The 25,438-nt window shown below is 48.4% G+C and carries 21 protein-coding genes; 13 read left to right on the forward strand and 8 right to left on the reverse strand.

The features are described from left to right. The first annotated feature begins 1 nt into the window (after position 1). Together NX720_RS04490 and NX720_RS04495 are read left to right on the forward strand one after the other, a co-directional pair. Positions 2–3,127, forward strand: coding sequence for an efflux RND transporter permease subunit (locus tag NX720_RS04490; RefSeq protein WP_262599679.1), 3,126 nt, complete (start codon positions 2–4; stop codon positions 3,125–3,127). Positions 3,128–3,309: 182 nt separating this feature from the next. After that, positions 3,310–3,915: a hypothetical protein gene (locus NX720_RS04495; protein WP_262599681.1), complete on the forward strand. Its 606-nt coding sequence runs from the start codon at positions 3,310–3,312 to the stop codon at positions 3,913–3,915. Here NX720_RS04495 and NX720_RS04500 read toward each other — a convergent pair. After that, positions 3,912–4,148: a hypothetical protein gene (locus NX720_RS04500; RefSeq protein ID WP_262599683.1), complete on the reverse strand. Its 237-nt coding sequence runs from the start codon at positions 4,146–4,148 to the stop codon at positions 3,912–3,914. The two genes, NX720_RS04495 and NX720_RS04500, sit on opposite strands and share 4 nt — an antisense overlap. Before the next feature lie 404 nt (positions 4,149–4,552). Next, positions 4,553–5,956, reverse strand: coding sequence for a sodium:proton antiporter NhaD (nhaD, locus tag NX720_RS04505; protein ID WP_404831078.1), 1,404 nt, complete (start codon positions 5,954–5,956; stop codon positions 4,553–4,555). A gap of 280 nt (positions 5,957–6,236) precedes the next feature. Here nhaD and NX720_RS04510 point away from each other — a divergent pair, with 280 nt between their 5' ends. Then, positions 6,237–6,734, forward strand: coding sequence for an aminoacyl-tRNA deacylase (locus tag NX720_RS04510; protein ID WP_262599687.1), 498 nt, complete (start codon positions 6,237–6,239; stop codon positions 6,732–6,734). Between the two features lie 12 nt (positions 6,735–6,746). On the opposite strand, the gene NX720_RS04515 is transcribed toward NX720_RS04510, so the two are convergent. Next, entirely contained in the window at positions 6,747–7,730 is a 984-nt protein-coding gene (locus NX720_RS04515) for an ion channel (protein WP_262599689.1), read from the reverse strand. Between the two features lie 159 nt (positions 7,731–7,889). Between NX720_RS04515 and NX720_RS04520 the strand changes: the two genes are divergently transcribed. From NX720_RS04520 to NX720_RS04530, 3 genes are all read left to right on the forward strand, one after another. Continuing rightward, entirely contained in the window at positions 7,890–8,273 is a 384-nt protein-coding gene (locus tag NX720_RS04520; RefSeq protein WP_262599691.1) for an ArsC family reductase, read from the forward strand. A 53-nt stretch (positions 8,274–8,326) separates the two neighbouring features. Further along, entirely contained in the window at positions 8,327–9,352 is a 1,026-nt protein-coding gene (gene dapD / locus NX720_RS04525) for a 2,3,4,5-tetrahydropyridine-2,6-dicarboxylate N-succinyltransferase (RefSeq protein ID WP_262601528.1), read from the forward strand. Between the two features lie 485 nt (positions 9,353–9,837). Next, positions 9,838–10,440: an OmpA family protein gene (locus NX720_RS04530; RefSeq protein ID WP_262599693.1), complete on the forward strand. Its 603-nt coding sequence runs from the start codon at positions 9,838–9,840 to the stop codon at positions 10,438–10,440. An 82-nt stretch (positions 10,441–10,522) separates the two neighbouring features. Here the strand turns inward: NX720_RS04530 and NX720_RS04535 are convergent, their stop codons facing one another. Both NX720_RS04535 and NX720_RS04540 read right to left on the reverse strand, forming a co-directional pair. Then, positions 10,523–11,644: a hypothetical protein gene (locus NX720_RS04535; protein WP_262599694.1), complete on the reverse strand. Its 1,122-nt coding sequence runs from the start codon at positions 11,642–11,644 to the stop codon at positions 10,523–10,525. A 197-nt stretch (positions 11,645–11,841) separates the two neighbouring features. Then, the gene (locus tag NX720_RS04540) at positions 11,842–12,330 is read right to left on the reverse strand and encodes a CBS domain-containing protein (protein WP_262599695.1); all 489 of its coding nucleotides are present in this window, start codon (positions 12,328–12,330) and stop codon (positions 11,842–11,844) included. 218 nt (positions 12,331–12,548) lie between these two features. Here NX720_RS04540 and NX720_RS04545 point away from each other — a divergent pair, with 218 nt between their 5' ends. Both NX720_RS04545 and NX720_RS04550 read left to right on the forward strand, forming a co-directional pair. Further along, on the forward strand, positions 12,549–12,974 hold the full coding sequence (locus tag NX720_RS04545) for a deaminase (protein WP_262599696.1): 426 nt from the start codon (positions 12,549–12,551) through the stop codon (positions 12,972–12,974). 28 nt (positions 12,975–13,002) lie between these two features. Continuing rightward, positions 13,003–13,596 carry an NAD(P)H-dependent oxidoreductase gene (locus NX720_RS04550; RefSeq protein ID WP_262599698.1) on the forward strand — a complete coding sequence of 198 codons (594 nt, stop codon included), beginning with the start codon at positions 13,003–13,005 and terminating at the stop codon, positions 13,594–13,596. On the opposite strand, the gene apbC is transcribed toward NX720_RS04550, so the two are convergent. Then, positions 13,593–14,687: an iron-sulfur cluster carrier protein ApbC gene (apbC, locus tag NX720_RS04555; protein WP_262599699.1), complete on the reverse strand. Its 1,095-nt coding sequence runs from the start codon at positions 14,685–14,687 to the stop codon at positions 13,593–13,595. The two genes, NX720_RS04550 and apbC, sit on opposite strands and share 4 nt — an antisense overlap. 403 nt (positions 14,688–15,090) lie before the next feature. On the opposite strand from apbC, the gene NX720_RS04560 reads away from it, so the two are divergent. Both NX720_RS04560 and NX720_RS04565 read left to right on the forward strand, forming a co-directional pair. Further along, on the forward strand, positions 15,091–17,595 hold the full coding sequence (locus NX720_RS04560) for a hypothetical protein (RefSeq protein ID WP_262599701.1): 2,505 nt from the start codon (positions 15,091–15,093) through the stop codon (positions 17,593–17,595). A 216-nt stretch (positions 17,596–17,811) separates the two neighbouring features. Continuing rightward, on the forward strand, positions 17,812–20,970 hold the full coding sequence (locus NX720_RS04565; RefSeq protein ID WP_262599702.1) for an ankyrin repeat domain-containing protein: 3,159 nt from the start codon (positions 17,812–17,814) through the stop codon (positions 20,968–20,970). A gap of 126 nt (positions 20,971–21,096) precedes the next feature. On the opposite strand, the gene NX720_RS04570 is transcribed toward NX720_RS04565, so the two are convergent. Next, positions 21,097–21,786 carry a replication protein P gene (locus tag NX720_RS04570; RefSeq protein WP_262599703.1) on the reverse strand — a complete coding sequence of 230 codons (690 nt, stop codon included), beginning with the start codon at positions 21,784–21,786 and terminating at the stop codon, positions 21,097–21,099. A 4-nt stretch (positions 21,787–21,790) separates the two neighbouring features. Beyond that, on the reverse strand, positions 21,791–22,252 hold the full coding sequence (locus NX720_RS04575) for a DnaT-like ssDNA-binding domain-containing protein (RefSeq protein WP_262599704.1): 462 nt from the start codon (positions 22,250–22,252) through the stop codon (positions 21,791–21,793). Positions 22,253–22,616: 364 nt separating this feature from the next. On the opposite strand from NX720_RS04575, the gene NX720_RS04580 reads away from it, so the two are divergent. From NX720_RS04580 to NX720_RS26995, 3 genes are all read left to right on the forward strand, one after another. Further along, positions 22,617–24,566, forward strand: a complete 1,950-nt coding sequence (locus NX720_RS04580) for a PP2C family serine/threonine-protein phosphatase (RefSeq protein WP_262599705.1) — start codon at positions 22,617–22,619, stop codon at positions 24,564–24,566. 105 nt (positions 24,567–24,671) lie between these two features. Next, positions 24,672–25,169, forward strand: coding sequence for a helix-turn-helix domain-containing protein (locus NX720_RS04585; RefSeq protein WP_262599706.1), 498 nt, complete (start codon positions 24,672–24,674; stop codon positions 25,167–25,169). Positions 25,170–25,196: 27 nt separating this feature from the next. Beyond that, the gene (locus NX720_RS26995) at positions 25,197–25,361 is read left to right on the forward strand and encodes a type II toxin-antitoxin system antitoxin SocA domain-containing protein (RefSeq protein ID WP_404831079.1); all 165 of its coding nucleotides are present in this window, start codon (positions 25,197–25,199) and stop codon (positions 25,359–25,361) included. The last annotated feature ends 77 nt before the right edge of the window (positions 25,362–25,438 follow it).

The raw sequence follows: 25,438 nt of genomic DNA on the forward strand, positions 1-25,438 counted from the left end.
GATGTTCAGTCAATTCTTTATTAACAGGCCCAAGTTTGCCTTTGTCATATCGATAGTCATCACACTGGTCGGTCTGATAGCCCTTTATGCGTTGCCCGTGGCAATGTTTCCGGACATCACGCCGCCCCAGGTAAACGTCAGCGCCTCCTATCCCGGTGCCGATGCGGAAACCATTGAAGAAGCTGTCATTCGCCCCCTTGAAGATAATATCAACGGTGTGGAAGGCATGATCTACATGGAGTCCTCTGCCGATGAAGGCTCCGCAAGTGTCACGATCACCTTCGAGTCCGGCATTGACCAGGACATAGCGATGGTGAATGTTCAAAACCGTGTTGCCATTGCTCAACCTGTACTACCAGAAGACGTTCGTCGCACAGGTGTACGGGTGCGAAAGCAGTCGTCCAATATGTTGCTGGGTATCAACCTGATTTCAGATCGCCCGGAGTATGACGGTATATTTCTGAACAACTATGCCAACAACTACCTGAAAGATACTCTGTCCCGGGTTGACGGTGTCGCTGACGCCAGTATTCTGGGTGCCCAGATCTACAGTATGCGTGTCTGGCTGAACCCGGAGCGTATGGCTGCCCTGGAAGTGACTACATCGGATATTGCTGCGGTCATGCGGGAACAGAACACCATTGTGGCAGCGGGGCAGTTAGGTCAGGGACCCAACGTGCCGAACCAGATGTTCACCTACACCATCAAAACCAAGGGGCGTCTTGTCGAAGAACCGGATTTTGAGAATATCATCGTTCGAGCTCGTCCGGACGGTACCATTATTCGCCTGAAAGACGTTGCCCGGGTCGAGCTGGGCGCTCAGAGCTACAGCGGCACTTCCCGTTACAACAACACCGACACCGCTTTTCTGGTGATTTACCAGCAGCCTGCCGCGAATGCGATGAGTGTTGCTGCGGACATAAAAAAAGCCGTTAAAGAGCTGTCCGTAAACTTTCCGGACGGTGTTGAGTACGAGATTGCCTTCGACACCACCAAATTCATCGATGCCTCCATCAGTGAAGTGGTGAATACCCTGTTCCAGGCGATACTGCTGGTTATTCTGGTGGTGTTCCTGTTCCTGCAGAACTGGCGCGCTACCCTGATTCCAGCCATTGCCATTCCAGTTTCCCTGATTGGTACTTTCGCGGTCATGCTGGTGCTGGGTTTCTCTATCAACACCATTACCCTGTTTGGTCTGGTACTGGCGATTGGTGTTGTCGTAGACGACGCCATTGTTGTTATTGAGAACGTTGAGCGCCTGATCACCAAAGAAGGCATGGACCCGAAAGCGGCAACCAGCAAGGCCATGAAAGAAGTAGCCGGCCCGATTGTTGCTACCACTCTGGTACTGCTGGCGGTGTTTGTACCGGTTGGCTTCATGCCGGGCATTACCGGTGGCCTGTACTCCCAGTTTGCCGTGACCATCTCCGTAGCGGTGCTAATCTCCTCCATCAATGCCCTGACCCTGAGCCCTGCGCTGTGTGCCACTCTGCTGAAAAAAGAGTCAATGGGACATGTCGCCTGGCTGAAACCACTGGATGTATTCATCCACAAGATGACCGGAGGGTACAAAAGCTGGGTAACCCTGCTGTTGCGCCGTTCTGTATTGGGTATTGGCCTGTTTGCCATCCTCATTGGTAGCACTGGCTACCTGTTCAAGGCTACCCCTACTGGCTTTGTCCCTAACGAAGACCAGGGCTTTGTAGTACTTGACGTTCAGCTGCCAGATGCCGCTTCGGTGAATCGTACCGAGGAGGTCATGGAAAAAATCACCAACATGATCCGTGCTGACAAGGATGTTAAAAGTGTGATTACCGTTTCCGGCTTCAGCATCTTCTCCGGTTCAGGCTCTAATGGTGGCATGGCCATTGTCAACCTGAACGACTGGAGTGAGCGCCCTGACCCGGATCAACACCAGTCTGCCGTTCTCCAGAGAATTCAGGGCATGGTATGGAGCCTGCCTGAAGCCCAGGCCATGGCCTTTGTATTCCCACCCATTCCCGGTCTTGGCTCCTCCGGTGGCTTTGACTTCCGTCTGCAGGATACCAGGGGACGTTCAGCACAAGAGCTGGGGCAGGTTCTTAATGGTCTGATTTACCAGGCTAACCAGGATCCTCGCCTGTATCGTGTATTCAGCACCTGGCGCGCCAATATTCCCCAGTATTATCTGGATATTGACCGTGACAAGGCCAAGGCACAGGGTATAGCGCTGTCTGAAATCTTTATGACACTGCAAACCCAGCTGGGCTCTGCCTACATTAACGATTTCAGTAAGTTCGGTCGCTCCTACCAGGTGCGTTTACAGGCTGAAAGTGAATACCGTACCGGGCCAGCTGACCTGAGCCGGTTCTTTGTTCGTAATAACAAAGGTGAAATGGTACCTCTGACGACCGTTGCCACCCTGAGCCCTGTTCTGGGGCCAAACAGCCTGAAGCACTACAATATGTTCCGTTCTGCGAACGTCAGTGGTCAGGCTGCAGCGGGGCTGAGTTCCGGTGACGCTATCGTCGCGATGGAGGAAATTGCCAAAACACTGCCAGAGGGTTACACCTACTCCTGGTCTGGTCAGAGCTTGCAGGAAATCGAAGCAGGCAACCTGGCTCCCCTGTTGTTCAGCCTGGCGTTTCTGTTTGTCTACCTGTTCCTGGTCGCCCAGTATGAAAGCTGGACCATGCCACTGGCGATTATCAGTGCGGTTCCTGTGGCTACCTTTGGTGCTTTTGCCGGTATTAACCTGTTCCGCACCTTCGCTCCGGAAATGGCCAATGATATTTACGCCCAGATTGGTATTGTTCTGCTGATTGGTATTGCCGCCAAAACCGCGATCCTGATCGTTGAATTTTCTATGGTTCAACGCCAGCAGGGCAAGAGTATTCTGGACGCCGCGGCTGATGCGGCCGCTTTGCGTTTCCGTGCGGTACTGATGACAGCCCTGTCGTTTGTGCTGGGTGTATTGCCACTGGTATTTGCCAGCGGCGCTGGCGCAGCCAGCCGCAAAATCATTGGTACAACGGTCATGTCCGGTATGATCGCCGCCACCGTAATCGGTATTTTGCTAATACCTGTGTTCTACTTCCTGTTGCAGCGACTGCGCGAACATTTCAACCCGGATAAAGCTAACTGCTAACAAAAGCGGTAACAGAAAGCTAATCAGAACATCGTCATTCCTGCCTGTGCAGGAATGACGGGACACAATAGCGACAAAGTTTTAGCGAGGCGAATCTTCAAGCCACCAATATTTCCCACCACATACCCACATTTGATCTAACATAAAGGGCTCCCGGTAAAGACCATCAGGTAATAAAAAAAATGTTAAAAAAATTTATTCTTTTAATGTCTCTTTGCTGTAGCTCCCTGAGTGCCATGGAGCTTAGTGATGAAAATATAGAATCAATACTGGTAAAGAGTGCAAAGGTGTTTGATACCCTTCCTTTTTCCCTATTGAAATTACCAAAAAATTCTCAAGATGAGTATATATTTTCTTTTTGCGTGTCGGATAAAGGTCAATGGGGCATTGCACCATTTGATAAATCACAAGGTTATGGATTTAATCAAGCTACTGATGAGATTGAAGAAATCAACTGTGAAATAAATACGATCTCAGAAGAACTTATAAAGTTTTCAATGCAAATCTTCAAAATAAATCAACAAAAAGAAACTCAATGGTCAGTGAAGCGCTACCGGCCTTGTTACAGTAAAAGAACCAGAAGAGGTACTGTCAGCATTTGTCATAATCTACCTGTTTGCCCCGATTGCCAATCAAAAGGCTATTCCTTGTTTGACTGGATTTATAACCTTTCACTGCCAGCCGCCGTATTATCTATAGGATTACACATATGGATTGGCTTTGTGTCCAGATATGGTTCTGTCGTTCGTGAATGCCCGAAATGCCACCACGAATGGCTACCTAATTAATGTAAACAACCTTTAGGGGGCGCAGCATTCAATAACTTACCGGGCTTTTGGCTGTTGGCTATTAGCTGCTCATACAGCCAAAAGCCAACAGCCAACAGCCAACAGCCAACAGCCAACAGCGGTATATTATGTTCTGCTGCTTCCCTAAACTGTCCAGCGATGCTGATGCCACCCATTTCATGTCGAAAGGTTGTACGGACTTCAAGGCGCAATCCTTTATTCACTCTTTCCATATACATCAGGATCAAGGCAAGTAATAATCAGAAACTGGCAGAACGGATATAAGCTGAGGGGGAAGTTATGGGGGAAACCATACGCTGTCATTCGAAACTGTACGCAATAACAATGATTGCCAGCTTACTGCTTTCGGGTTGCAGCATCAGCAACAACCGGAACTGCCGTTATGAGCCCATTAGAGGTTCCGTCGTTGTAAACAGCACAGTGAAACCTCTCCTGGTCAGCTTTACACCAGACTCAAAGCCTCATGCCGACAGGTTCAGTCAATACAATATTGATATGTCAAGGCTGCATCTCTCACTGCATAAACAAAGTCGGGATCTTAAGCCGGGCCAGCGCTACGATGCAATTGTTAACATCAGAACCACTGGCCAATGCACTCCCTATGTCGTTTACCTGCTTAGATAAGCGGCTCTCCATTCAGCAGGAAGTGAGCAAGAATACTGGCGATGTAGCCGAGGACAATCACCCAGCTCCAGCGCAGGTGAGACAGGAAGGTGTAATGCCCCTTAGACGTTCCCATCAGGGCGACACCCGCAGCAGAACCCACTGATAACAAACTACCACCCACACCGGCGGTCAGGGTAATCAGCAACCACTGGAAAGTATCCATCTGCGGATTCATACCAAGAATTGCAAACATCACCGGGATGTTATCAACAATGGCTGAAATCACGCCGGCAGAAATATTCGTCCAGCCTGCGCCGATGTCTTCGTACATCAATTTGGACACCACTTCCAAATAACCAAGGTAGCGCAGCCCACCCACCGAGAAAATAACACCAAAGAAAAACAGCAGCGTATCCCACTCGGCACGTGCCACCCGCTGGAAGACGTCGAGGTCTTCATGATCGTGCATGCCGGAGGGAAACTGTTTGCTACTGGTCAGCCCCTGCACCCTGAGAAAGTAGGTATAAAACATCAGCAGCGCCAGCCCTGTCATCATCCCCATAAAGGGTGGCAGGCCAAGAGAGTGCTCAAAGGAAACGGCAATCGCAATAGTCAGCAGAAACAGCAGGCATATCATCAGTCCACCCGGACGAATAGCGACCTGATCCTTAACCGGAAGTGGCTGACCTTTGCTGACAAAAGCACTCATAATCATTGCCGGCACCAGGAAGTTCACGAGAGAGGGGATAAACAACGAAAAAAACTCCGCGAACTGGACTTTACCTGCCTGCCAGACCATCAGCGTGGTAATATCGCCAAAGGGGCTGAAAGCCCCACCCGCATTCGATGCGACGACAACATTGACCATAGACAGAGAAATAAAGCGAACATCTTTCTGCCCTACAGCCATGATCACCGCCCCCATCAACAATGCTGTTGTCAGGTTATCGGCTACCGGGGAGATAAAAAACGCCAGAACCCCTGTTACCCAGAACAGCTCCCGGAAACTATAACCCTTTTGTACCAGCCAGGAACGCAAGCTGGCAAACACCTGTCGCTCTTCCATGGCGTTGACATAAGTCATCGCCACCAGCAGGAACAAAAACATCGCTGCATATTCTTCCAGATCATGCATGACCGCCCGCTTCAGGTCATAGTGCGAGACGCCCTGCTCTTTCGCCACCCAGGCAATCAGAGCCCAGATCACCCCCGCAGCGAGTATGACAGGCTTGGATTTACGCAAATGGATTTTTTCTTCCGCCATAACGGCGATATAGGCAGCCACAAAAATAAAGACACAGACCCATGCCACAGGATGAGTGGTCACTCTTAGCAGATCCTCTGCTGCCCAGGTAAGCTGTGGGAAAAAAATCGCTAATGCGCCTGCTGAGGCAGATCTGGCTTTGCGCCACATATTCATTGCTAACAACCATAAGTATTTAACGGAATTCCAGAAAGGATACCGTCGTTAAATGAGGAAAGACAGGGTGAAATCCCATACTGAACCATTTCAATGAAAACAGGGCAAATTAGCAAAATATATACGACGTTGCTTTAATTTCCTTTTGTTCTCAGCTTCTGTACTAACTCATCAGGCATACGCTCTTATTCCATATAAACTTTACCCTTATCTCTACTTTGCACAGCTGTCTGGCTCTTTGCTTTTCAGCAAATGGTTTACCGGAGTTACTGATATGGCTATTGCCCAACAACTGCAATCTTTTCTCCATGAGCACCATGCAGACTACGAACTGGTCTGCCACCCTTATTCCGAAAGATCGCTGGATACGGCCCGTTCCGCCTGTATACCGGTGAAGAACATGACCAAAGCGGTTGTACTTCACGACGAGCAAGGCTACATGATGGCCATAATGCCCTCCATGAATAAGCTGATGCTCCGCTGGATCAATGCCAAACTGGATCGCCATTTACGACTGGCTACCGAAAAAGAGCTGAAAAAACTCTTTCCGGACTGCGATTCCGGGGCAGTTCCGGCCATGGGCACCGCTTACGGCATAAGTACCTGCTGGGATGATGAACTCAACTCCGTTCAGGACGTCTACCTTGAAGCAGGCAACCACAGGGAGCTGGTTCATATGCACCGGGAGCAGTTTAAACAGTTGTTACAGGGGCAGAACCACGCTGCCATCAGCTGTGATCCTGAAGAAAGTGAAGCGTACAAGACCGGTTGAAGAAAGGGACTGTCACCGAGACATTTTTTTTACAAACACCACCACAAACAGCGCCATACTGAAACTGCCGGTGAAGGCCTCCAGCGCCGCAAAGAACCTTGACATGCCCACAGGCGTAATATCGCCATAACCCAGTGTCGTAAACGTGACAACACTGTAGTAAAGGGTATCAAACCAGTTTCGTGCATTGACCAGAAACGACTGATCCGGGGAATACTGAATCAGCCGTTCCCCCTCCTGAACCCCAAACAGCAGATAGATGAAAGAAAACAGAACAATCAAACCAGCCGCAAACGAAATGACCCGGCGCGGTTTTTCCCCATAACCACTAATCAGGTCAACCAAAAGTGACAGCCCTCTATCGTACGACCACTTAGGATAACGCTGACGTCTGATTACCATTTCCCGATAAAAAAAGTCACCCGCGATGGCAAACAACCCCTGACTCTCGCAATTGCGGCGAATATTACGTGCAACCTCTTCTGCTTCCTGAAACAACGACTGAGCCGATTCATCCTGATGACTGCGCTGTTGCTCATAACCCAGACGTTCCTGCAGCAACCGGTCGCCCCAGTAAACCTCGTCGAGCCGGGCCTGTTTAAAATTAACCCCCAGAAGATTGCAGCCTGAGAGATCAGTAAAGTGCAGATTCGCACCACTGAGATTGGCTTTAAGCAGATTACACTGCAACAAACTCACCTGATATAAATGCGCCTTATGCAAATTAGCTCGATTCAGGTCTGCCCCTATCAGCCGGAAGGGTTCTCCGCCATGATTGACAAGATTAACATTCTCCAGATTGGCACCTTTCAGCAAAAAGCCTTCCATAGAGCGTCCTGTCCTGGCTCGCTTTTCCAGTCTCCTGGTGAGCTCCATGCCCGACTTGTCAATATCCGGACAGTGCCAGAAACAAAACGTTGAACCGGATACCACCTTCCCGTCGCAGCCAGAGCCTGACGAACCTTTATAAGCACAGTGCAAATCTTCCGAGTCCATGATGCAGCCAGCCTCAATAAATCAATGAATAGTCATCCTTATTCTGTCGGCACATGGCCACAGGCTGTGAAGCCCTTGCAACAGGCTGGTATTTGAGGCGTATCGGTATTTAAGGCATAGTAAGCGCGGCAAGGGCTTCAGAGTACATCAGGAAACACTATGACCATTCTTTACGACAGCACTCTTTATGGCATAACTCTTTATGGAATAAAGAATTGTGACACCATAAAAAAGGCTCGCCGCTGGCTCGATGACAATAATGTCAAATACCATTTCCACGATTACCGCAAAGACGGGTTAACCCTTCAGCAGCTACAGGGGTGGACTGACGAGTTGGACTGGGAACAACTGCTGAACAAGCGCGGCACCACCTGGCGGAACCTTCCTCAAGCGCAAAAACAGAACATTAATAAAGATCGCGCCCTGGCTCTGATGGTGGAGCATCCCGCCATGATCAAGCGTCCACTGCTGGATACCGGCACAGAAAAACACCTGGGATTCAAGCCAGACCTTTATAAACAGATTTTTGCCCCCATTACCTGATTCAACTGAAAAATTGCAATAAGGCAGCACATTCAATGAGTACAACCAACACTCTGTTCAGCCTCGCCATTGGCATTGGCACCAAAAACAACAAAGGCGAATGGCTGGAAGTGTATTATCCGAAGCCGCTGATGCATCCGGAAGCAAAGCTGGTTGAAGCCATTCAGAACCTGATTCAGTACGAAGGCGGCAACACTTACGCTGAACTGGACAGCGAAACCTGCCACGCCCTGGAAGAACTGTTTGAAAACCTGGGTGAGAAGGAACTGGCCAGAATTATGCTGAGCCTGGAAGAAAGCGACCGCCCGCGGGTTATTACCTTCCTTGAAACCGACAGCGCCCTGACCAGTACTCCCGAAGCCTATCTGAAACTGCATCTGCTCTCTCACCGAATGGTCAAGCCACACGGTGTTAATCTGCAAGGAATTTTCCCTTTGCTGCCTAATGTGGCCTGGACCAGCGAAGGTGCAATCGATCTGGCTGAATTACAGGAGCGCCAGCTCAAAGCCCGTGCTGAAGGTCGCTACCTGAGCGTCAATTCCGTCGACAAATTCCCGAAAATGACCGACTACGTTGTTCCGGCAGGCGTGCGCATCGCCCACACGGCCAGAGTACGTCTGGGCGCTTACGTGGGTGAAGGCACTACGGTGATGCATGAAGGCTTTATTAACTTCAATGCCGGTACTGAAGGCAAGAGTATGGTGGAAGGCCGTATTTCGGCGGGTATCTGGGTGGGCGAAGGTTCCGACCTGGGCGGTGGTTGCAGCACCATGGGCACCCTGTCTGGCGGTAACGATATCGTCGTTTCCATTGGCAGAAACTGTCTTATTGGTGCCGAAGCAGGTGTCAATATCCCTCTGGGAGATCACTGCACCATAGAAGCTGGCCTGTATCTCACGGCTGGCTCAAAAGTCACCCTGTTGGATAACGAACGCAATCCGGTTGAAACCGTTAAGGCTTCAACCCTGTCAGGACAGTCCAACCTGCTGTTCTGGCGCAACTCCCAGACCGGCGCCGTTGAATGCCTGACGAAAAAGACCGCTTTCTCCCTGAACGATGAGCTGCACGCTCATAACTAAGGGGGAACCGAAGCTTAGAATATAACGCTGTTAGCTGTTAGCTGTTGGCTGTTGGCTGTTGGCTGTTGGCTGTTGGCTGTTGGCTGTTGGCTGTTGGCTGTTGGCTGTTGGCTGTTGGATGTATGAGTAGCCAATAGCCAATAGCCAATAGCCAATAGCCAACAGCTAAGGGAAGCAGCAGAACATAATATACCGCTGTTGGCTTTTGGCGGTTGGCTGTATGAGCAGCTAATAGCCAAAAGCCAACAGCCAAAAGCCCGGTAAGTTATTGAATGCTGCGCCCCTAAAAGCCCGGCCCTCCCCATCCCAGTCAAAAAAACAACGACCTGCTTAGTACCTTTCCCCATTCCTTTTAATTTGCCGACAAAACACCTCTTCTCCCCTGCCAGTCATAAGCATGCCTATACTCACCACAAAAGCACCCGCAACGTTTTCCACTCGCAGGGGCAGGGACTATCAAAAAAAACCATGGATGGAGAAGTACCATGACGGCCAGGAAGCTGAAGTTTAGCGCCATCATACTTACCATGCTGTTCACAGCGGGCTGCGCCTCAACCTCAAACCAGCAACACACTTCTGCACCTTCCCGGCACTGGGCTGTCTGCGCCGCTAAAGGGGGGGCTGTGTTAGGCGTTCCGGCTGCGGCCTATAGCTGGGCTACCGGTGGCGTTGCTTTTCTTACCGGCGCAGTAATTTCCGGAACCGCATGCGCCCTGGCTGACCCGGTTGCAGACGACGTGTTTGAGATACCCTACCAGGATCGTCTGGACACTCTGTACTTCGCCTTTAATTCGACGGCTATACGGGCGATGGGTGAGCAAAAGTTGAATGGGCTTTTGACGCAGATAAGCGATGATAGTCGTATTATTATTACGGGTCATGCCTGCGCCATTGGCACTAGAACTTTCAATCAGGATCTCTCAGAACGTCGGGCTATGACCATAAAAAACTGGCTGATAAATCGCGGCGTACCAGAAGAACATATTAAAACCCGGGGCAGAGGTGAAAGTGAGCCCGTAAGAGGCAATGAAACGGAGGTAATGCGGCGAGAAAACCGCAGGGCTGTGATTCGCGTTACTCAGAGATAAGATAAAATCAGGCCTGCAACCGCGAATTTGCCTGACAAACTCATCAGAAAGGTCGGAATATGACTTCGTCAACGGCTTTCAGTTACCGCCATGAGTAGTAAAGAATAAAAGCACTCAAAACAGTGCAAATGCAAAAAAAGAGTAACCCGTAGCCATCCTGCGGGTTACTCATTTCACTTTCCAGATCCAGGTCCTGCTCTTCCTGCTCTTCCTGCTCTTCCTGCTCTTCCTGCTCTTCCTGCTCTTCCTGCTCTTCCTGCTCTTCTTGATCGTCCTGATCGGTGCTTAATAATCCCATCTGACTGTATGTAAAAGAGCTACCTGAAAGAGGCTCACAGTTTATAAAAGGTGTACTTCTGGATTTATCAGCAAAAGGTAGCGGCATTGTCACTACTGAATGTTCTGAGTAAAGATACGTTCGGACAGTTTGTCGCTGTCTGTACGGGTTGTTTCCTTGAGAAGCTCTCTCCTCTCCTCGACTGAATAACGGAGGAGCCGGTATGTTATTGAATGCTACATCCCTGAGAGGGGTGACCGTAACCCTCAGATTTTCTAAGCGTTCCAGTGTCAAAAGCGTTAAACCATACGAGCCAGGAGTACGTAACCAATGCCCCCCGGAAGCTTGATATTCCTGACGATCCATTGCCACACCGGAGGATAAGGCCTCATCAATGAAATACAGTACCTCGTCGTTGAAAACTGTAACAGCGGTTCGACAATAATGCGAAAGAGTATGATAAGTGGCAAACATATCGTAATAGGTATCATTAAAGTCAAAATCAACGAATTCACCTCTTTCATTACGCAGACACAATTCAACTCCCCTATAAAAAGAACCAGTCGCCTCAGGGAAAACGACCCGAAGAAGATGTCGCTCAGGACTGAAGACCCTTAGCCTGGGACGGGCCTGTTCATTTGCCAAAGACTGCAAGTGTAGAGCAAGTGATAAGCCAACCGGGATGTTATCGATTTTGTAATCAGTGTCAATACCAGCAGGGATAGAATTAAAATAACGGTGAGGAATAACATTATGAGGAACTATTTCCAGTTCAGGTTTTGTATTGATGTTGTTCGAATGACAGCGTTCAATACTGCGCCGCATTACCAAATGTTTACCTATCCTTTTTTCATAGCCATACGCCGGACTGTCACTTAATAACAAAAAAAACAGCAACACCAAAGCGCATCGATGAAAAACAAACATAAAAAAGTTACTTGTTCTTTATTTCGGTGAAGTCTATATCAATCTTACATTTTTCCAACCCTCAGTATTACTCGCCACTAATTAACCCAACGAGTAGCCTTTGTTAAAGAACATGTGAATCTCTGTTTTATGATACCTTGGTATCATAAAACAGGAAGTCACCTTGAAGCAGCCTCTTAAGTGGTAAAGCCCCTTCTTCAGTCGGTCATTACCTTCAAAATATCCAGCGCACTGATAATACCTTTCAGCTGTCTGCCTTCCGTTACCAGAACCCGGTGAATTCGGCCTTTCACCATGGCTTCTGCCACTTTCACCAACGGCGTGTCCGGCTCAACCTCAAAGACCATTGGGGTCATTATGTCGTTTACCAGAACAGTCTGGTCAATGCTTTCATGGAAAGCGCGCATATCTTCTTCAGACAGTTCAGCATCGAGCATGGAGCTGTAGAAGTCTTCGTCACGACGTTTCATATCCACCAGACCACTACCGGTCTGACGGACAATATCAGACAGTGTCACTACCCCCACCAGACGACGGGACTCATCGACAACCGGCGCACCTGAAATCCCTTTATCTGTGAAAAACCTTGCCAGACGGTCAACCGTCCAGTCGTAGGGAACACTAATCACCTTATGAGTCATGATCTGCGCAGCGGTGACAGACTGCAGAGAATAGTCCTGATTCATGGCTTGGCCTCCTGCTTAAGCGTCTGGGGTTGACTACAGTATGGACGATTTCTGGAAACCACTATTGTGACCTGGATCAATATAACTCACCCCGAACTGGTCTGCTTCTTGCCGAATGATTTACTTTAACTGCCCCTGCCTGCCTGCAAAGTCTTATGTGCCGTCTTTAATGCTGCTAAAGTACGGTCATCCACCGATTATTCAAACCAGATCTATTTATGAGTGATACTGTTTATCTTGAGATGGCACGATCGCTGTCCAAACTGTCAAAGTGTGTGCGCCTGCAGGTAGGCTGTCTGTTGGTGAAAGACGGGCGGGTACTGTCTACCGGGGTGAATGGCACACCGTCTGGCTACATCAACTGTAATGAAGCCGACTACGAAGAGCACCATCACTGGTCACTGCGCCACGAAATCCATGCAGAGCTGAATGCGGTAATCTGGGCTGCCCGCTGCGGCACTGCTATTGAGGGGGCAACCGCCTATGTCACCCACAGCCCCTGCGACCAGTGCACCAAGAACCTGCTGGCCGCAGGCATTAAACGCATTGTTTATGACGAACAGTACGACCGTAACCCTCAGGAAGAACTCTCCCGCTTCTGCCGCGAAAACGGCGTAACCATCGAACAGGTTCCCCTTAGCTGATTCACCGGGTTCATACCGAATTTAAAAAATGACACCAAAGAAGACACTGGTGGTATACGCCCACCCGAACCCTGAAAGCTTTAATGCTGCCATTAAAGCGCAGGTAGAGATCACCCTGAAAGAAGCTGGCCATGAGGTTAATGTGCTGGATCTGTATCAGGAGAATTTTACTGCGGCCATGAGCAGGGATGAGCGCCTGCGCTATACGACCAGCGATAACACCACTGGCATTGAACAGGAGGTGTGCCGACTACGCTGGGCTGAAGCACTGGTGCTGGTTTACCCCACCTGGTGGTCAGGACCACCCGCTATCCTGAAAGGCTGGCTGGACAGGGTCTGGCTCCCGGGAATTGCGGCAACGTTTAATGGCGGTGCCGTAGAACCGGGGCTGACAAAGATACGAAGCGTTGTGGTCATTACCACCCAGGGGGCTTCCTGGTGGCGCATGAAACTGATCGGTAATCCGCCCAGAAAAATGTTGAAACTGAGTCTCCGGGCCTGTACCCGTTTCCGCCGGTTTCACTGGCTGGCTCTTTACCGCATGGGCAAGAATACACAACAGCAGCGGGAGCAGTTCTTACAGAAAGTAAAAACCAGACTCCCGAAGCTGATCGGTCGTTAATCGTCTGAGAAAGAGATAGCGGGTGCCGCTGCAGCCTGACTGTTTTTCAGTGACAGTTCGGCAGCCAGCCTGCGTGCCATATCCCTGTAGATCATGGTGATCTGAGAATCCGGCTCGGCAACGACTGTTGGCGCGCCGCTATCCGTCTGTTCACGAATCATCATGGACAGCGGCAGAGCACCCAGCAGATCGACGCCGAACTGTTCGGCAATACGGGTGCCACCCCCTTCACCAAACAGATGCTCACTGTGACCACAGCTGGAACAGATGTGGACGGCCATATTTTCCACCACCCCCAGTACAGGAATATTCACTTTGTTAAACATCTCGATACCTTTTTTAGCATCGATCAAGGCAAGGTCCTGCGGTGTGGTCACCACCACACTGCCGGTAACAGGGACTTTCTGCGCCAGCGTCAGCTGGATATCGCCGGTACCCGGTGGCATATCAATCACCAGGTAGTCCAGGTTGTTCCAAAGGGTCTGGGTAAGCAGCTGCTGCAAAGCGCCACTCACCATAGGGCCACGCCAGACCACGGGCGTATCTTCAGTAATCAGGAACGCCATAGACATAGCTTCAATGCCATGAGCCTGAATGGGCATAAAGAACTTTTCATTCTTTACTTCAGGGCGGATGCCATCGGCAATACCCAGCATCATTCCAACACTTGGACCGTAAATGTCGGCATCCAGAATACCCACCCTGGCACCCTCAGCTGCCAGCGCCAGCGCCAGGTTAGCCGCGGTCGTAGACTTACCCACACCCCCTTTGCCAGAAGCCACAGCAATAATATTTTTCACATTGGTAAAAGCTTCCAGTTCTCCCTGAACCGGTGCAGAGGCAATACGCCAGCTAACGCTGACACTACTGTCTGCAACGCCGTCAACGTTATTGATTTTGCTACGCAACAGTTCCGCCACGCCATTGACCAGACCGTCTGCCGGATAACCCAGTTCGACAGAGAGCTGCACTTTGCCCCCGTCGATCTCAAGGGATTTCACGCAACCGGCAGACAGTAAATCCTGTTTTAAATAAGGGTCCTGGTAGGACTGGATCGCAGCTTCGATAGCAGAACGACTGGAAGAACTCATAGACACCTGACTCCAGAGAATGTGTATCGGGTGCGCATTATTACCAAACAAAACGGTTTAGTAAAAAATATCACCGGATTGGCAGTCACGGACCAACTCACGTAAATATATGACCGATGACTTTTAAATGAAGGACACATAACAATCTAAATAATAACTATTCTTATTACACGCCTGCTTAAATTACATCTAAACTATTCAGGCAAAAATATTATTACTCTATAGCTCCTGCTTTCCATCTCAACAGTAGTCAGGCTAATTCAATATTGCTCTGCGATAGAAAAATGACAAGCTTTGGCTCAAACGACACTAGCTGTGTGGTCAGGTAACTATGAAATCTCCACAATATCTGCATCTTTTTACCTTTTTGATAACAACTTTATATTCATATTATTCTGTAGCATTGCCTACTTTCACTCCTGCCTATAATGCCACCTCAGCCACCACTGACTCGTCATCTGCTGAACTAAAGCTCTATAAACTGTGTTCCGGAAATCTCGAAGGGATAGAGCGTCTCACTAACGAAGCCATGAAGAAGGCAGCAGTAAAAGCCCTGGAGCGAGCTTCTGCAAATGACCCTCAGCCTATTGACCGGTGCGTAATCATAACTCCTGTCAGGGGTAACTACATTAACGAAGCTGTAGATAGTTTCAATAATAACAATAAAAAATGGGAAGATAGTGTGGGTACCGCTTTTCTTCTGGTTGCAGCGGGCATGAAATCAGAAATCATAAAGGCCGGGGAAGATTGCTCCTCGAAAAAAGCTGTCATTGCTGGAAAACAGGACGGCCAGGCTTCCGCTTTGCCCAGTGATTGGCTTGACCTGTTTCAAGCTAAAGATGGCATCCAGCTGAAGGCAGGGCAGAAACTAATCGGGGTTCCACTGAACAGCAGCAATGGCTCTTTTGCTGAAGGTTATTTTGTAGGTCTGCAGCAAAAAGTCGTACCCAACCATCAATGTTCTAACGGCTCTTATGGCGCTCATTATAAGAGTACCTTTAATAAGAAGGTGCTGATTTACTTCAGTGGTGCAGGCATTCTGGTCACCGGTGTAACAACACTCCCAGCAATTACCCAAAGTTATACTGAACAGTTTCGCGGAGAACAATATTGCGATCGGGGCAGCATAGTAAAGACTATCAGTGGCTTAGCCCATGATTTTTACTCAGAGATGCTGACAGGAGAGCTGAACCTTAAGTCGATGGCAGTACCGGAAAATGGCTATATGGTTAATATTACTGGAAATGAGTTCTTTCAAATAATTCAACCTGTGATTAAAATTCGGCTTGATCGTCAATCCGAGACTGGCGATTCAACGTTATTCAGCAACAGAACTCTGATTGGCTTTTCAAATAACCAGGTTTACTCCTGTTATAAAGGTGAAGTTGAAACACCGATGGACATTAACATCGCCTATCAGGATGCATCACCACAACCTGAGTTTGTTCAGGCTTTAGAATTCAAAAACAATCAGATCCTGGGGGATACCCCCGAGGCACTGAGCCTTGCTCTTCCTGAACACGTTACAGCTGAAATCACCAGCAACGAGTTTATCACCACAAAAAGCCAGGCATTAAAAGGTATTAGTATTGCCGGCCCCAGCCAAACTAGCGAAAACTGGCAAAACCCATTGACGGTCAATATCACAGGCAACACCTTGAAAGGTTATCAGGTTGCGTTGTCTTTAACTGGTTATCAAAAGCTGGTGTTGGAATCGAACCAGCTTCTTGCTGACAGGGTAGTGATTGAGCGGCGAAATGATCTGACACTACCAGTTACACTGGCAGGCGACAACAGGAACCAGTTTAAACCAGGCGACTATCACCCCTGCTATCAACTTGAAGACACAAATATCATCGGTGGCTTTGTGTTTTCTGATGGAAAAACCACCTGTCCGAAAGGGTTCGTAGCCCCAACCGTACGACCACCTGAGTTTATTACTCCTTCATTCACAACGCCTGTCAGTCAACGAAGCCATCAAAACAACGATACTTCAACAATCGCCCTGGGTTCTACACCTGCAATGACTACCAAGACTCAGAGCAGCCTGCCTGATACAACAACCAGAGGCATTCAGGATTCTCCGTCCAAAGGGGATGCAGCCAAAACATCGTACACGGAACCGAAACCAACCATAAGTACACCGATTCAACCTTCAGGCTCACAAATTCTGCCCGGTTCCAGTAAAAGCCGGGACAGTTCCTTTATCACTCCCTCTCCCACAACTCGTCGTTCATCATCAACATCAGCCAAGGGAAGTCACCTGAGTCACCACTCTGACTCATCCCATAGTGTCGGAACTAGTGTCGGGATGTTTCTTTCCCCAACCGAGCAATCACCCCAACCTCTAAAAACAGCCAGGACAACCACCATGCCGGTCTTTAGTTCCCACCCCCTGCGCAATCCTCCCCGGCATAACAGTGACTCATTCATCCCTGGCACGACCTCCAAAAGTCACCTGTCGTTAAAATCAACACGCGGAAGTATCCATAAAAGTTTTTCAGATACACCTGACTCCTCCTACTCGCCCAGTGTCGTGAAGCAAGTCAGTAGTACCAAAGGATTCTCTCCCCAATCTACGCCAGCCAGCAAGCCGTCCGGCTTCTCACAAAGTCTGGTGACAAAAACACTTTCGATATCATCGGTCTCAGCTTCAACAGGCTATAGCCAGCTATCGGACAATAGTTATAGCCAGTTATCGGACAATAGTTATAGCCAGCTATCGGACAATAAAGGAAATGAAAACTCAGAAGGTACGGAAGACTGGCAAATGGGAGTGGGTATAGCGGCCGGAGTCATAATTTTGCTGCTGGGTACAATTATGGGTGTTATGGGTGCAAGGTACAAACTAAAGCGCTCTGCCATTCCCAGATCTTGGGAGGCATTACCTTTAAACGACGTGCAGTGAGAGTGTGAAAAATTTCCGGAACAAACCTGCCTCAGCGAAAGTAAAGAGGCAGGGTAGCTGCTGCAGTGCCTGTTCAACCTGAGCGCCATGGATTTGTCACCGTGCCATATTGAAGAAGACTAAGTAATAAAATTTTTAGCAAAACCCGCCAGAATAACCTAATTTTCCCTTCTGTATCTTAAAGCACCAATCCCAATCAAAAGGAGTGGTAAACTAATGACATATTGCGCCGGAAGACTGCCTGACTTTAATTTTTGCCATGCAGTGATCTGCACTTTGTTATTGTTTGCCACGCTACTCACGACAAATGGATACGGGCATCAGGGTACGTCCTGCACAGTATTGTCAACATCACCCTCTCCTCTGAAACGCCCCTTTATTCTTGATGGCGACACAAGCTGCACTCTTAATAAAGAGTCGAAATCTGATCGTTATAAAACATCATTTAACCCGTTTAAAATAATCAATAGCAACCCGGGCACATACCTTCCCGTTTTAAACTGGAAAGGCGTACAAGTGCCACTATTCCATCACTCCCGGCTGCTGCCTGATTTTCATTTACCCGAAACAAAGCCCGCTTTTCAAGCACAACCGACCGCTTTCCTGTTGCAGATAAAGACCCTGTTAATTCCCGACAGTATCGGAGAGCCTCAGCAGACTGAACTTAAGCGACAGTTTCAACGGGTGATTAATCAGCAGCAAAAACTTGCAATCCAACCAGCCTCAGAACATTCATCCACTGCGTATATTTCTCTAATCAATCAGAAACCTGTCGTTGTTGTAACATTGTTCCAAAACTTAACAGATCAACAGCGGAGCAGACTCTATGAAGCTTTTTTGAACGGGTTATTGGCAACCTATTTGTCCTTATTAAAGACATCAGTACTCATCGAATCGTTACAGGACATGGTGGGCGCAGTAACTGCCACTGGAAAAACCCTAAGTGGAGGTAACGATGGAGGCGGTGACAAACTTAACCGCGATAAAACTCTGTTTGATTTTCACATTTACCCGGAATTAACCACCAGCGAACACTGGTTTGAGCAATTGATTAACGAGGGAATAAATCAGAGAAATCAATTATTAGCCATTCTGCAAGACAGAATAGTTCAGGCTACAGAAGAGCGTCATTCCGACCTGGCTCTTATTTTACGTGACAGGGTTATGGTCATCGAGGCGGACTGGCGGGATATACATGAATGGCACACCTCTTCATCCGTACCCGGTCCAGCGTTATCTGTAAGATTGGCTTTGCTGATTGAAGGCTTACTGACAAATGCCAGGGAAGTCCAGGAGTATCAGGAGTTAAGCCTGATCAAAATGATAGAGGAATCACCGGTCTTTTTAAGTGCAAATCCGGAAAGTGTCATTATTATCACCCGCAATCTGAATCAAAAAGCGCTGCAAATGTATGCAGACTGGCAACAAACTGCAGCAGGTATTCTGTATAATGAGCTCAAAAAACGACTGGGATTGTTACTGCAAAAAACATCACCTGACCGGCAGAAACTGATTAACCTGGTAACTAATCTTGAAACTCTTGCCCGGCAATTTTACAGGTATCAGTCATCCAATGGAGTGAGTCCCTATGAAAAGAACAATATTACTGACGAGCCGGCAGACGGCAATACTGAGGAAAACAGCAGAAAAGGCAAACGGCACTCAGGTAAAGATGGGGCAGGCCAGAATAGATCAAATAACAGGCCGTCGGGCTCAGGAAGCAGTAACAATAACTACAACTCTTTTAGTAACGGCGGAAATGATGGGAATGATGGGAATGATGGGAATGATGGGAATGATGGGAATGAGCCGCACAGAGATGATAATCCCACAGATAATGACGATCCTGATGAGGTAGACGACTCAGAGCAGATTATTGACGATTTTGTTGCTGCAGCAGGAAACGGAGACTTTGAAAAAGTTAAATCGTTTCTTTCCACGAAAAACAAAAAAGAAATACTATTTGGAAAAAGTAAAACATTCTATGGCGATACAGCCTTGCATGCTGCCACTAGAAATAACCACTATGATATCATTGAGGAAATAAAAAAGCAGGCTGCTTCCATTTTTGTTGACTATACCTTCCTGCAATCAATATCAAACAGTGAAGGTAAAACGCCACTTCAGCTTAGAGAGGAAAAACCCTGGCCTTACATTGTCAGTTTTTCACCTGTTTCTGAAACTTTTCTTACCGAGGTTAGCCCTCAAACTATTAGCAGTAAGAAACAACTAAGACAGCATATCATCAATGCCTGTGATCTCCCTCGGGAGGTTCAACAAGAAGGGTGTTTCCGCAGGCCTTCTGAACCCGTCAAATTAATTAATAAGTCAATTAATAAATTCCGCGTGCCAAATCATAAACCAAAAGATTTTTTCCATGACTTTATCGCCTCAAAAAGCGGCCAGTGGCTTCACAGAAAAGCTGCAGCATCAAACGTCATGTCGATCCAGACCGTTATGCAGGAGGCTGGCGTTGATATTAATGCCCGAAGCAGCAAAAGCGGCAACACCCCGATGATCAGTGCAGCGTTAAATAACCACTGGGATATGGTTAAGATATTGCTCGACAAGGCTCATCCGGGGAGCGTAGCTGTGAAAAATAATAAGGGGCAGGACCTGTTGAGCTTACTGCTGACCAAAAGCGCAAAAGAAAAAATCGGTGACAAAAACTGGAATAGATTATTAATAAGTGTTCTGATAAATGGTTATGATCTGAACGCTTCAATTAATGTCTCACGCTCTTTTACTGCATACGCCTTTTGTTTAATTGCTGACCGTTGTTGCCATGGTATTTTGAAATTTGCAGGAAAAAAATTATCTAATTTTTCATACCCACCACTGAAAGATCAATATATTGCAGAGATGATATTTCTGAATGCAGCAAGCAAACATAAGGATAAATCAGATTTAATCCCTTACCTTCTTAATTTGGAAAACAGCATAGGCCGCCCGCTGATTGACCCAAACGTTATAACACCAAAGGGCTGTACTGCTTTGATGTCAGCCGCCATCAATAACAAACCCGAAACAATGAAAAAATTATTGGCAGACCCCCGTATAGTTCGGGAAATTAATAGAATAAACCCTAAGAAGCCCAAAACGGAGGGGCCTTGGTCTGCTTATACCTATGCCCATTACTATGGACACGGCGAGATCATGGAATTACTAATTGATCATAACGCACAAGCTATTAACGCTCCTATTACCAGGGCTGAGAAAATAAGGGCACAGAGGGCGCGCTCAAACACCGCTGGTGTTAGGGCCGTAGGTGTTGACGTAGGTTTTGGCGTAGGTTTTGCCGTAGGTTTTGGCGGAGATTGTGACGAGGGTTTTGGCGGAGGTTTTGGCGGAGGTTGTGACGGGGGTTGTGACTGATATTAAGCACTCAGCCATGTCCGGCTCCCGGCAGCCGATGTTATGCAAAAAATAAGATAACGATGTGAAAAATTTCCGGAGCAACCCCGCCTCAGGCGAAAGAAAGAGGCAGGGCAAGAGAAAGAGTTATGATTTATTTCTGAGCAGTTGGTCACGCATCTGAATAAACGCATCACGCCCGGCATCCGGGTCAATCCCCTGCTTTTCCATCTGCTGCCGCAGTGCCTGTTCAGCCTGTTCATCCGCCAGCCTGACCGCCTCTTTGTTGCGACTGTCTTCGAGACCCTGAAAAATCTCTGCCTCAAGGTCTTCACCATCGAGTACACGGTTGCAGATGATTTCGTAATTGCGCTCAAAAACTGGCAGAGCAATACGCTGCTCTTCACTGCGCAGCGTCATCCAGCCTGTCTGTTTAGCTGCCAGATAGACGGCAATGTGCGACCAATGATAATCACGGGTCTGCACCGGCGCGTAACAGGCTTCATAGTACGCCTGCAGGGGTTCCTTCAAACCCACCTCGTCATAGCGCAACTTGCACAGATCACGGATATCACTCAGGTCCGGGAAGAACTTACTGGTATCCAGCGCTTTCTGTGCCGCCTTAACAATACGCCGTGGGTGAAATTCCTTGAGAGACTGAAACCAGACCCGCTTGGCCCGGTTCAGATCTTCTTCGGTTGGGAATGCCCGTTTGAACTTTAACGGGTAAGCATCTTCAAGCAGTGTAAAGAGGGTATTGATAGCGTAGCGGTAGTTTTGTTGCTGTTCTGCGCTTTCACTCTGACCAGCACTCTGGCGAGTACCAGCCCCCTGCACAGGCTCAGTCGTCGGTGTCGTCGAAGTCGAGCTGTATGCCGTCTGCCCAGCTGGTGTCTGTAAGCTTTTCAGCTGTTGATCGATTAGCTCTCTGCCCTGTTTCACTTTGGCTCCGCTTCCACTGGTAGATCACATGGTTCTTGAACTTGTTCTGCCATGCCTTGCGTGCTTCCCCGGTCTCACGCCAGTACAGTTTGAACTCAACCAGCTGAGCCAGAGTAAATTCACGATCAATGCCATGGTGAACTTCGAGAAACTCGATATATACCGGATCAGGTTGAAAATCATCCGGTAAAGGCTGCACCCTGGCACCGTCGTTCAAGGGTGCTGCCGGAACTTCCTGCTGGATACCCTGAGAAAAAACCGGATGTTCCGGCTCGACAGGTGTCGACTTTTCAAGCTCCCAAGGCAATGCACCGGCGTTGCGTTGACGAATATAACGCTGTTTTCGATCCTCTTCGGTCATGGATTTAACAATACCTGCCTTCCCGGTTCCGGTCTACCGGTCATTGAAATTAAACATGGATCGGGCGAACGCTTGCTGGCGATGATCCGGGCCTGTCGCCGGTTCTGCCCAAACAGCCATGACAAAACACCCTGCAAAAATATCAGGATTTTTCTGAAAGAAAAAAGGGCGGGCAAGTCTGCTCCTCTGCCGGCAAAAGAGCAATGCGTATATTTACACTTTTCAGCACTTCCCACCTCTGATTGTACTGCGGGTAGTTTACCCCGAGCCAGAAGTGAGCAACAGAGACAATTTTTCATCAGGCTCAGAATGATTTCGCCGATAGCCCTGTCATTCCTCTTCACCGACAACGGAAGGTAAAAACATGACAACAGGCAATGATGGTGTGGCATCGGGCAGTTATCCGAACCTCTATGACTTTTGTACAAAAATTCGTGCGTATGCCGAGAGCCATCATTCAGAAGATCCGCTTGGTTTGTCTTCCGGTGGAGAACTACTTTCAAAAAGCGAGTTTGACAAAAAATACGGTGCAACCGATAGCTGGTCAGGCTGGGCTCTGGCAAAAGTAAAAACAGTCACCGACACACAAGGTCTCACGTTCAACCAGTATCAGGAAAACCTCGTAAGCTGTATCAATAATTACGCAACTGCCACACAGTTAAATGAACGGGGAATCAGTGCAGCAACTGTGTCAGACTTCAGTGGAAGTGGCTTAAGACCCTTAGCCTGCAACTTTGAAGACTCCGCCCGGAAACCCTTTCTACCCAACGTCAGACCCTATACCCAAAACAGATCGGATAACAACGCTATCTCCTACTTACCTGATATAAGAGAAGGTGATTATAAAAACCTGATGGTATTTCTTGAAAAAAAGATGTCTGGGGAATTTGCCGGTGACTTCAGTGATGACCACTCCCGGCGAGCCCTTTTTCAGGAGCTATGCTCCATCAGCAGCGCACGAGTTAAAGAGCTGGCCATCCGAAAATCGGGTTCTTATCGGGATGACCAGACAGAATCAGCATTACTAAACCAGCTAACCAGTGAACTCCGGGCAAAAAGAAAACGGGCTCTTGCTACTCCACTGACAGCGCAAGATTCGGCGCTGCCTGACAGCGAAAACCTGTTCAAACCTGCAAACAGTAACGGCAAGGCTTTTACCACCTGCAAAGAGCAGCTCAATTTTACCGGTTCAATGCGTAGCCTGGGGGTAACACCTGAAGACCTGCGTGATATGGACTATGAAGTCACCGTTGATAAAGACGCCCTGAACGCAGAGCTTGCTGAAAACAGAGAAAAGGCGGCCGCTCAGGATAAGGACAAAGAAACCACCGGGCACTATGAGAAGTTCCAGCAGCTTCTCGAAGGGAAATTAGAATTCAGGACGCCTGCTTACGGCTATGAAATTCAATATATACCTCAGGATATGTCATCAACAGGCATCGCAGGGGCCGGTGGCGACATCTCACACGATATGGAAGACCTTGCCACTGCTTTTGTCCGGCATGGCACTATTGCCGGGCAATGGGTTCCTGTAAAAATGACAGCGGTACTGGATGGACACAGCTCGAAAAATGATAACAGCGCTGCCAGAAAAACAGCTCAATACCTGCCTTCTGCGGCAATCAACCGGTTAGAGTCCCACAATATCGACCAACTGACCAAAGTCGGACTGGTATCTGCTTTTCAGGCAATGGCTACAGACCTTGATCGTAAAGAAGACTATAAAAGTGGCGGAACAACGCTTAACCTTGCGACAGGTGTCGGTCAGTATTTATGTATCGTTAATGTCGGCGACAGTCGGGCCATCTACGTCAACCCTCAAAAAGCGCCCAGCGAAACGGGTGGTTTCATCCAGTTATCAGAGGATGCAGAAATCACCGGCAACAGCAACGCCCGCTATGACAAGCAAGCCCTTGAACGGGGTGGCGAAGTAACAGAGTTGCAGAAAAAACCGGGTGAGTTTCGCATTAAAACCAGGCACCCAACCCATGACGGGGATAAAGGTATTGGTTGTGCCAGCTCAATTGGAGACCATATCTATGATGGCGCTGTCTGCCCCAGGGCGGTAGTCACCCTGTTCGACCAGTCAGAGTTGTCTCCGGAAGGCTACATTATCCAGATGAGCGATGGCATGACCAAAGTCGCCACCACAGAACAAATGGCCAGACTGGTTCACAAGCTGGTTAATGAAAATAATGCTATTGCACCCAATAAAATTGCCGCCAGCCTCAGGGATCATGCCGCCCTGTGCCGACCTGGCGATGACCTGATGGTGGTGGTCACCCCCGTAAAGGCACTATTACAGGGTGACTGAGCATCACCCTCTATACCAAATGGCAGGCGAACACTGATTAATGCATTCAATCCCGGCCTGTTTGACAGCTATAATCTGGACTTTCTTGATCATGCCCTGCTGCGTATGCAGGAAAGGGAGGTCACGTCTGGTGATCACCACATGGGAGGGTTGATTATGTACCATTATACCGCTTGTGGGCTGGATAATATTTACCTGAAGAACGGCTATCAAAAGAACAGCTCGCCTTCCGGTGAAGGTATTTCAATCCATGATATGGACGGTCTGCACATGGCTATCGCCAAAGGGCTGGTCAACATGGAAGCTCCATTGCAGGCTAAAGAGTTTCGTTTCCTGAGAATAGAGCTGGACTTGTCCCAAAAGGCTCTGGGTAGTTTGTTGGATAAGTCTGACCAGATTATTGCTATGTGGGAAAAAGGGACTCAACCAATCCCCGTACTGGCAGACAAGGCCATTAGGGATTTATATATGGAATCCATCGGTGAAAGTGCTGTTACAGGTATTCTTAATAAGCTGGCAGAACTGGACAGGAAGTATCACGAACTGGTGCTGAATCTTGTGGAAACCGGTGAAGGCTGGGATGTAGAGATTCAGGCAGCATGAAACCAGACAAGAAAAAACAGCAAGAAGCTGGCGTATTACGCTCAGGGCTTTTACAGTGCTGTATTCGGCAGAGCCCTTTTCAGAAATGAAATTGCCGCCTGGACTCACGGGCCAGTAGTAATTGACTTGTACCACGATTACAAACACTTCGGAAAAAATTCAGGGAGGCGATTACTGTTTTTCAGCTCTTAATCAAGAGCATATATAGCAGCCCCCACTATCTCCCCTTATGGCTCCCGGAACACAATGAAGTATAATGGCAGATTATT

The sequence above is a fragment of the Endozoicomonas euniceicola genome (assembly GCF_025562755.1).
Classification (GTDB): Bacteria; Pseudomonadota; Gammaproteobacteria; order Pseudomonadales; family Endozoicomonadaceae; genus Endozoicomonas_A; species Endozoicomonas_A euniceicola.

Excerpts from the sequence above, each read along its gene's own strand:
- NX720_RS04490 (WP_262599679.1), top strand. The coding sequence starts at position 2 with ATGTTCAGTCAATTCTTTATTAACAGGCCCAAGTTTGCCTTTGTCATA.
- NX720_RS04495 (WP_262599681.1), top strand. The coding sequence starts at position 3,310 with ATGTTAAAAAAATTTATTCTTTTAATGTCTCTTTGCTGTAGCTCCCTG.
- NX720_RS04500 (WP_262599683.1), bottom strand. The coding sequence starts at position 4,148 with ATGGAAAGAGTGAATAAAGGATTGCGCCTTGAAGTCCGTACAACCTTT.
- nhaD (WP_404831078.1), bottom strand. The coding sequence starts at position 5,956 with ATGTGGCGCAAAGCCAGATCTGCCTCAGCAGGCGCATTAGCGATTTTT.
- NX720_RS04510 (WP_262599687.1), top strand. The coding sequence starts at position 6,237 with ATGGCTATTGCCCAACAACTGCAATCTTTTCTCCATGAGCACCATGCA.
- NX720_RS04515 (WP_262599689.1), bottom strand. The coding sequence starts at position 7,730 with ATGGACTCGGAAGATTTGCACTGTGCTTATAAAGGTTCGTCAGGCTCT.
- NX720_RS04520 (WP_262599691.1), top strand. The coding sequence starts at position 7,890 with ATGACCATTCTTTACGACAGCACTCTTTATGGCATAACTCTTTATGGA.
- NX720_RS04530 (WP_262599693.1), top strand. The coding sequence starts at position 9,838 with ATGACGGCCAGGAAGCTGAAGTTTAGCGCCATCATACTTACCATGCTG.
- NX720_RS04535 (WP_262599694.1), bottom strand. The coding sequence starts at position 11,644 with ATGTTTGTTTTTCATCGATGCGCTTTGGTGTTGCTGTTTTTTTTGTTA.
- NX720_RS04540 (WP_262599695.1), bottom strand. The coding sequence starts at position 12,330 with ATGAATCAGGACTATTCTCTGCAGTCTGTCACCGCTGCGCAGATCATG.
- NX720_RS04545 (WP_262599696.1), top strand. The coding sequence starts at position 12,549 with ATGAGTGATACTGTTTATCTTGAGATGGCACGATCGCTGTCCAAACTG.
- NX720_RS04550 (WP_262599698.1), top strand. The coding sequence starts at position 13,003 with ATGACACCAAAGAAGACACTGGTGGTATACGCCCACCCGAACCCTGAA.
- apbC (WP_262599699.1), bottom strand. The coding sequence starts at position 14,687 with ATGAGTTCTTCCAGTCGTTCTGCTATCGAAGCTGCGATCCAGTCCTAC.
- NX720_RS04565 (WP_262599702.1), top strand. The coding sequence starts at position 17,812 with ATGACATATTGCGCCGGAAGACTGCCTGACTTTAATTTTTGCCATGCA.
- NX720_RS04575 (WP_262599704.1), bottom strand. The coding sequence starts at position 22,252 with ATGACCGAAGAGGATCGAAAACAGCGTTATATTCGTCAACGCAACGCC.
- NX720_RS04580 (WP_262599705.1), top strand. The coding sequence starts at position 22,617 with ATGACAACAGGCAATGATGGTGTGGCATCGGGCAGTTATCCGAACCTC.
- NX720_RS04585 (WP_262599706.1), top strand. The coding sequence starts at position 24,672 with ATGCAGGAAAGGGAGGTCACGTCTGGTGATCACCACATGGGAGGGTTG.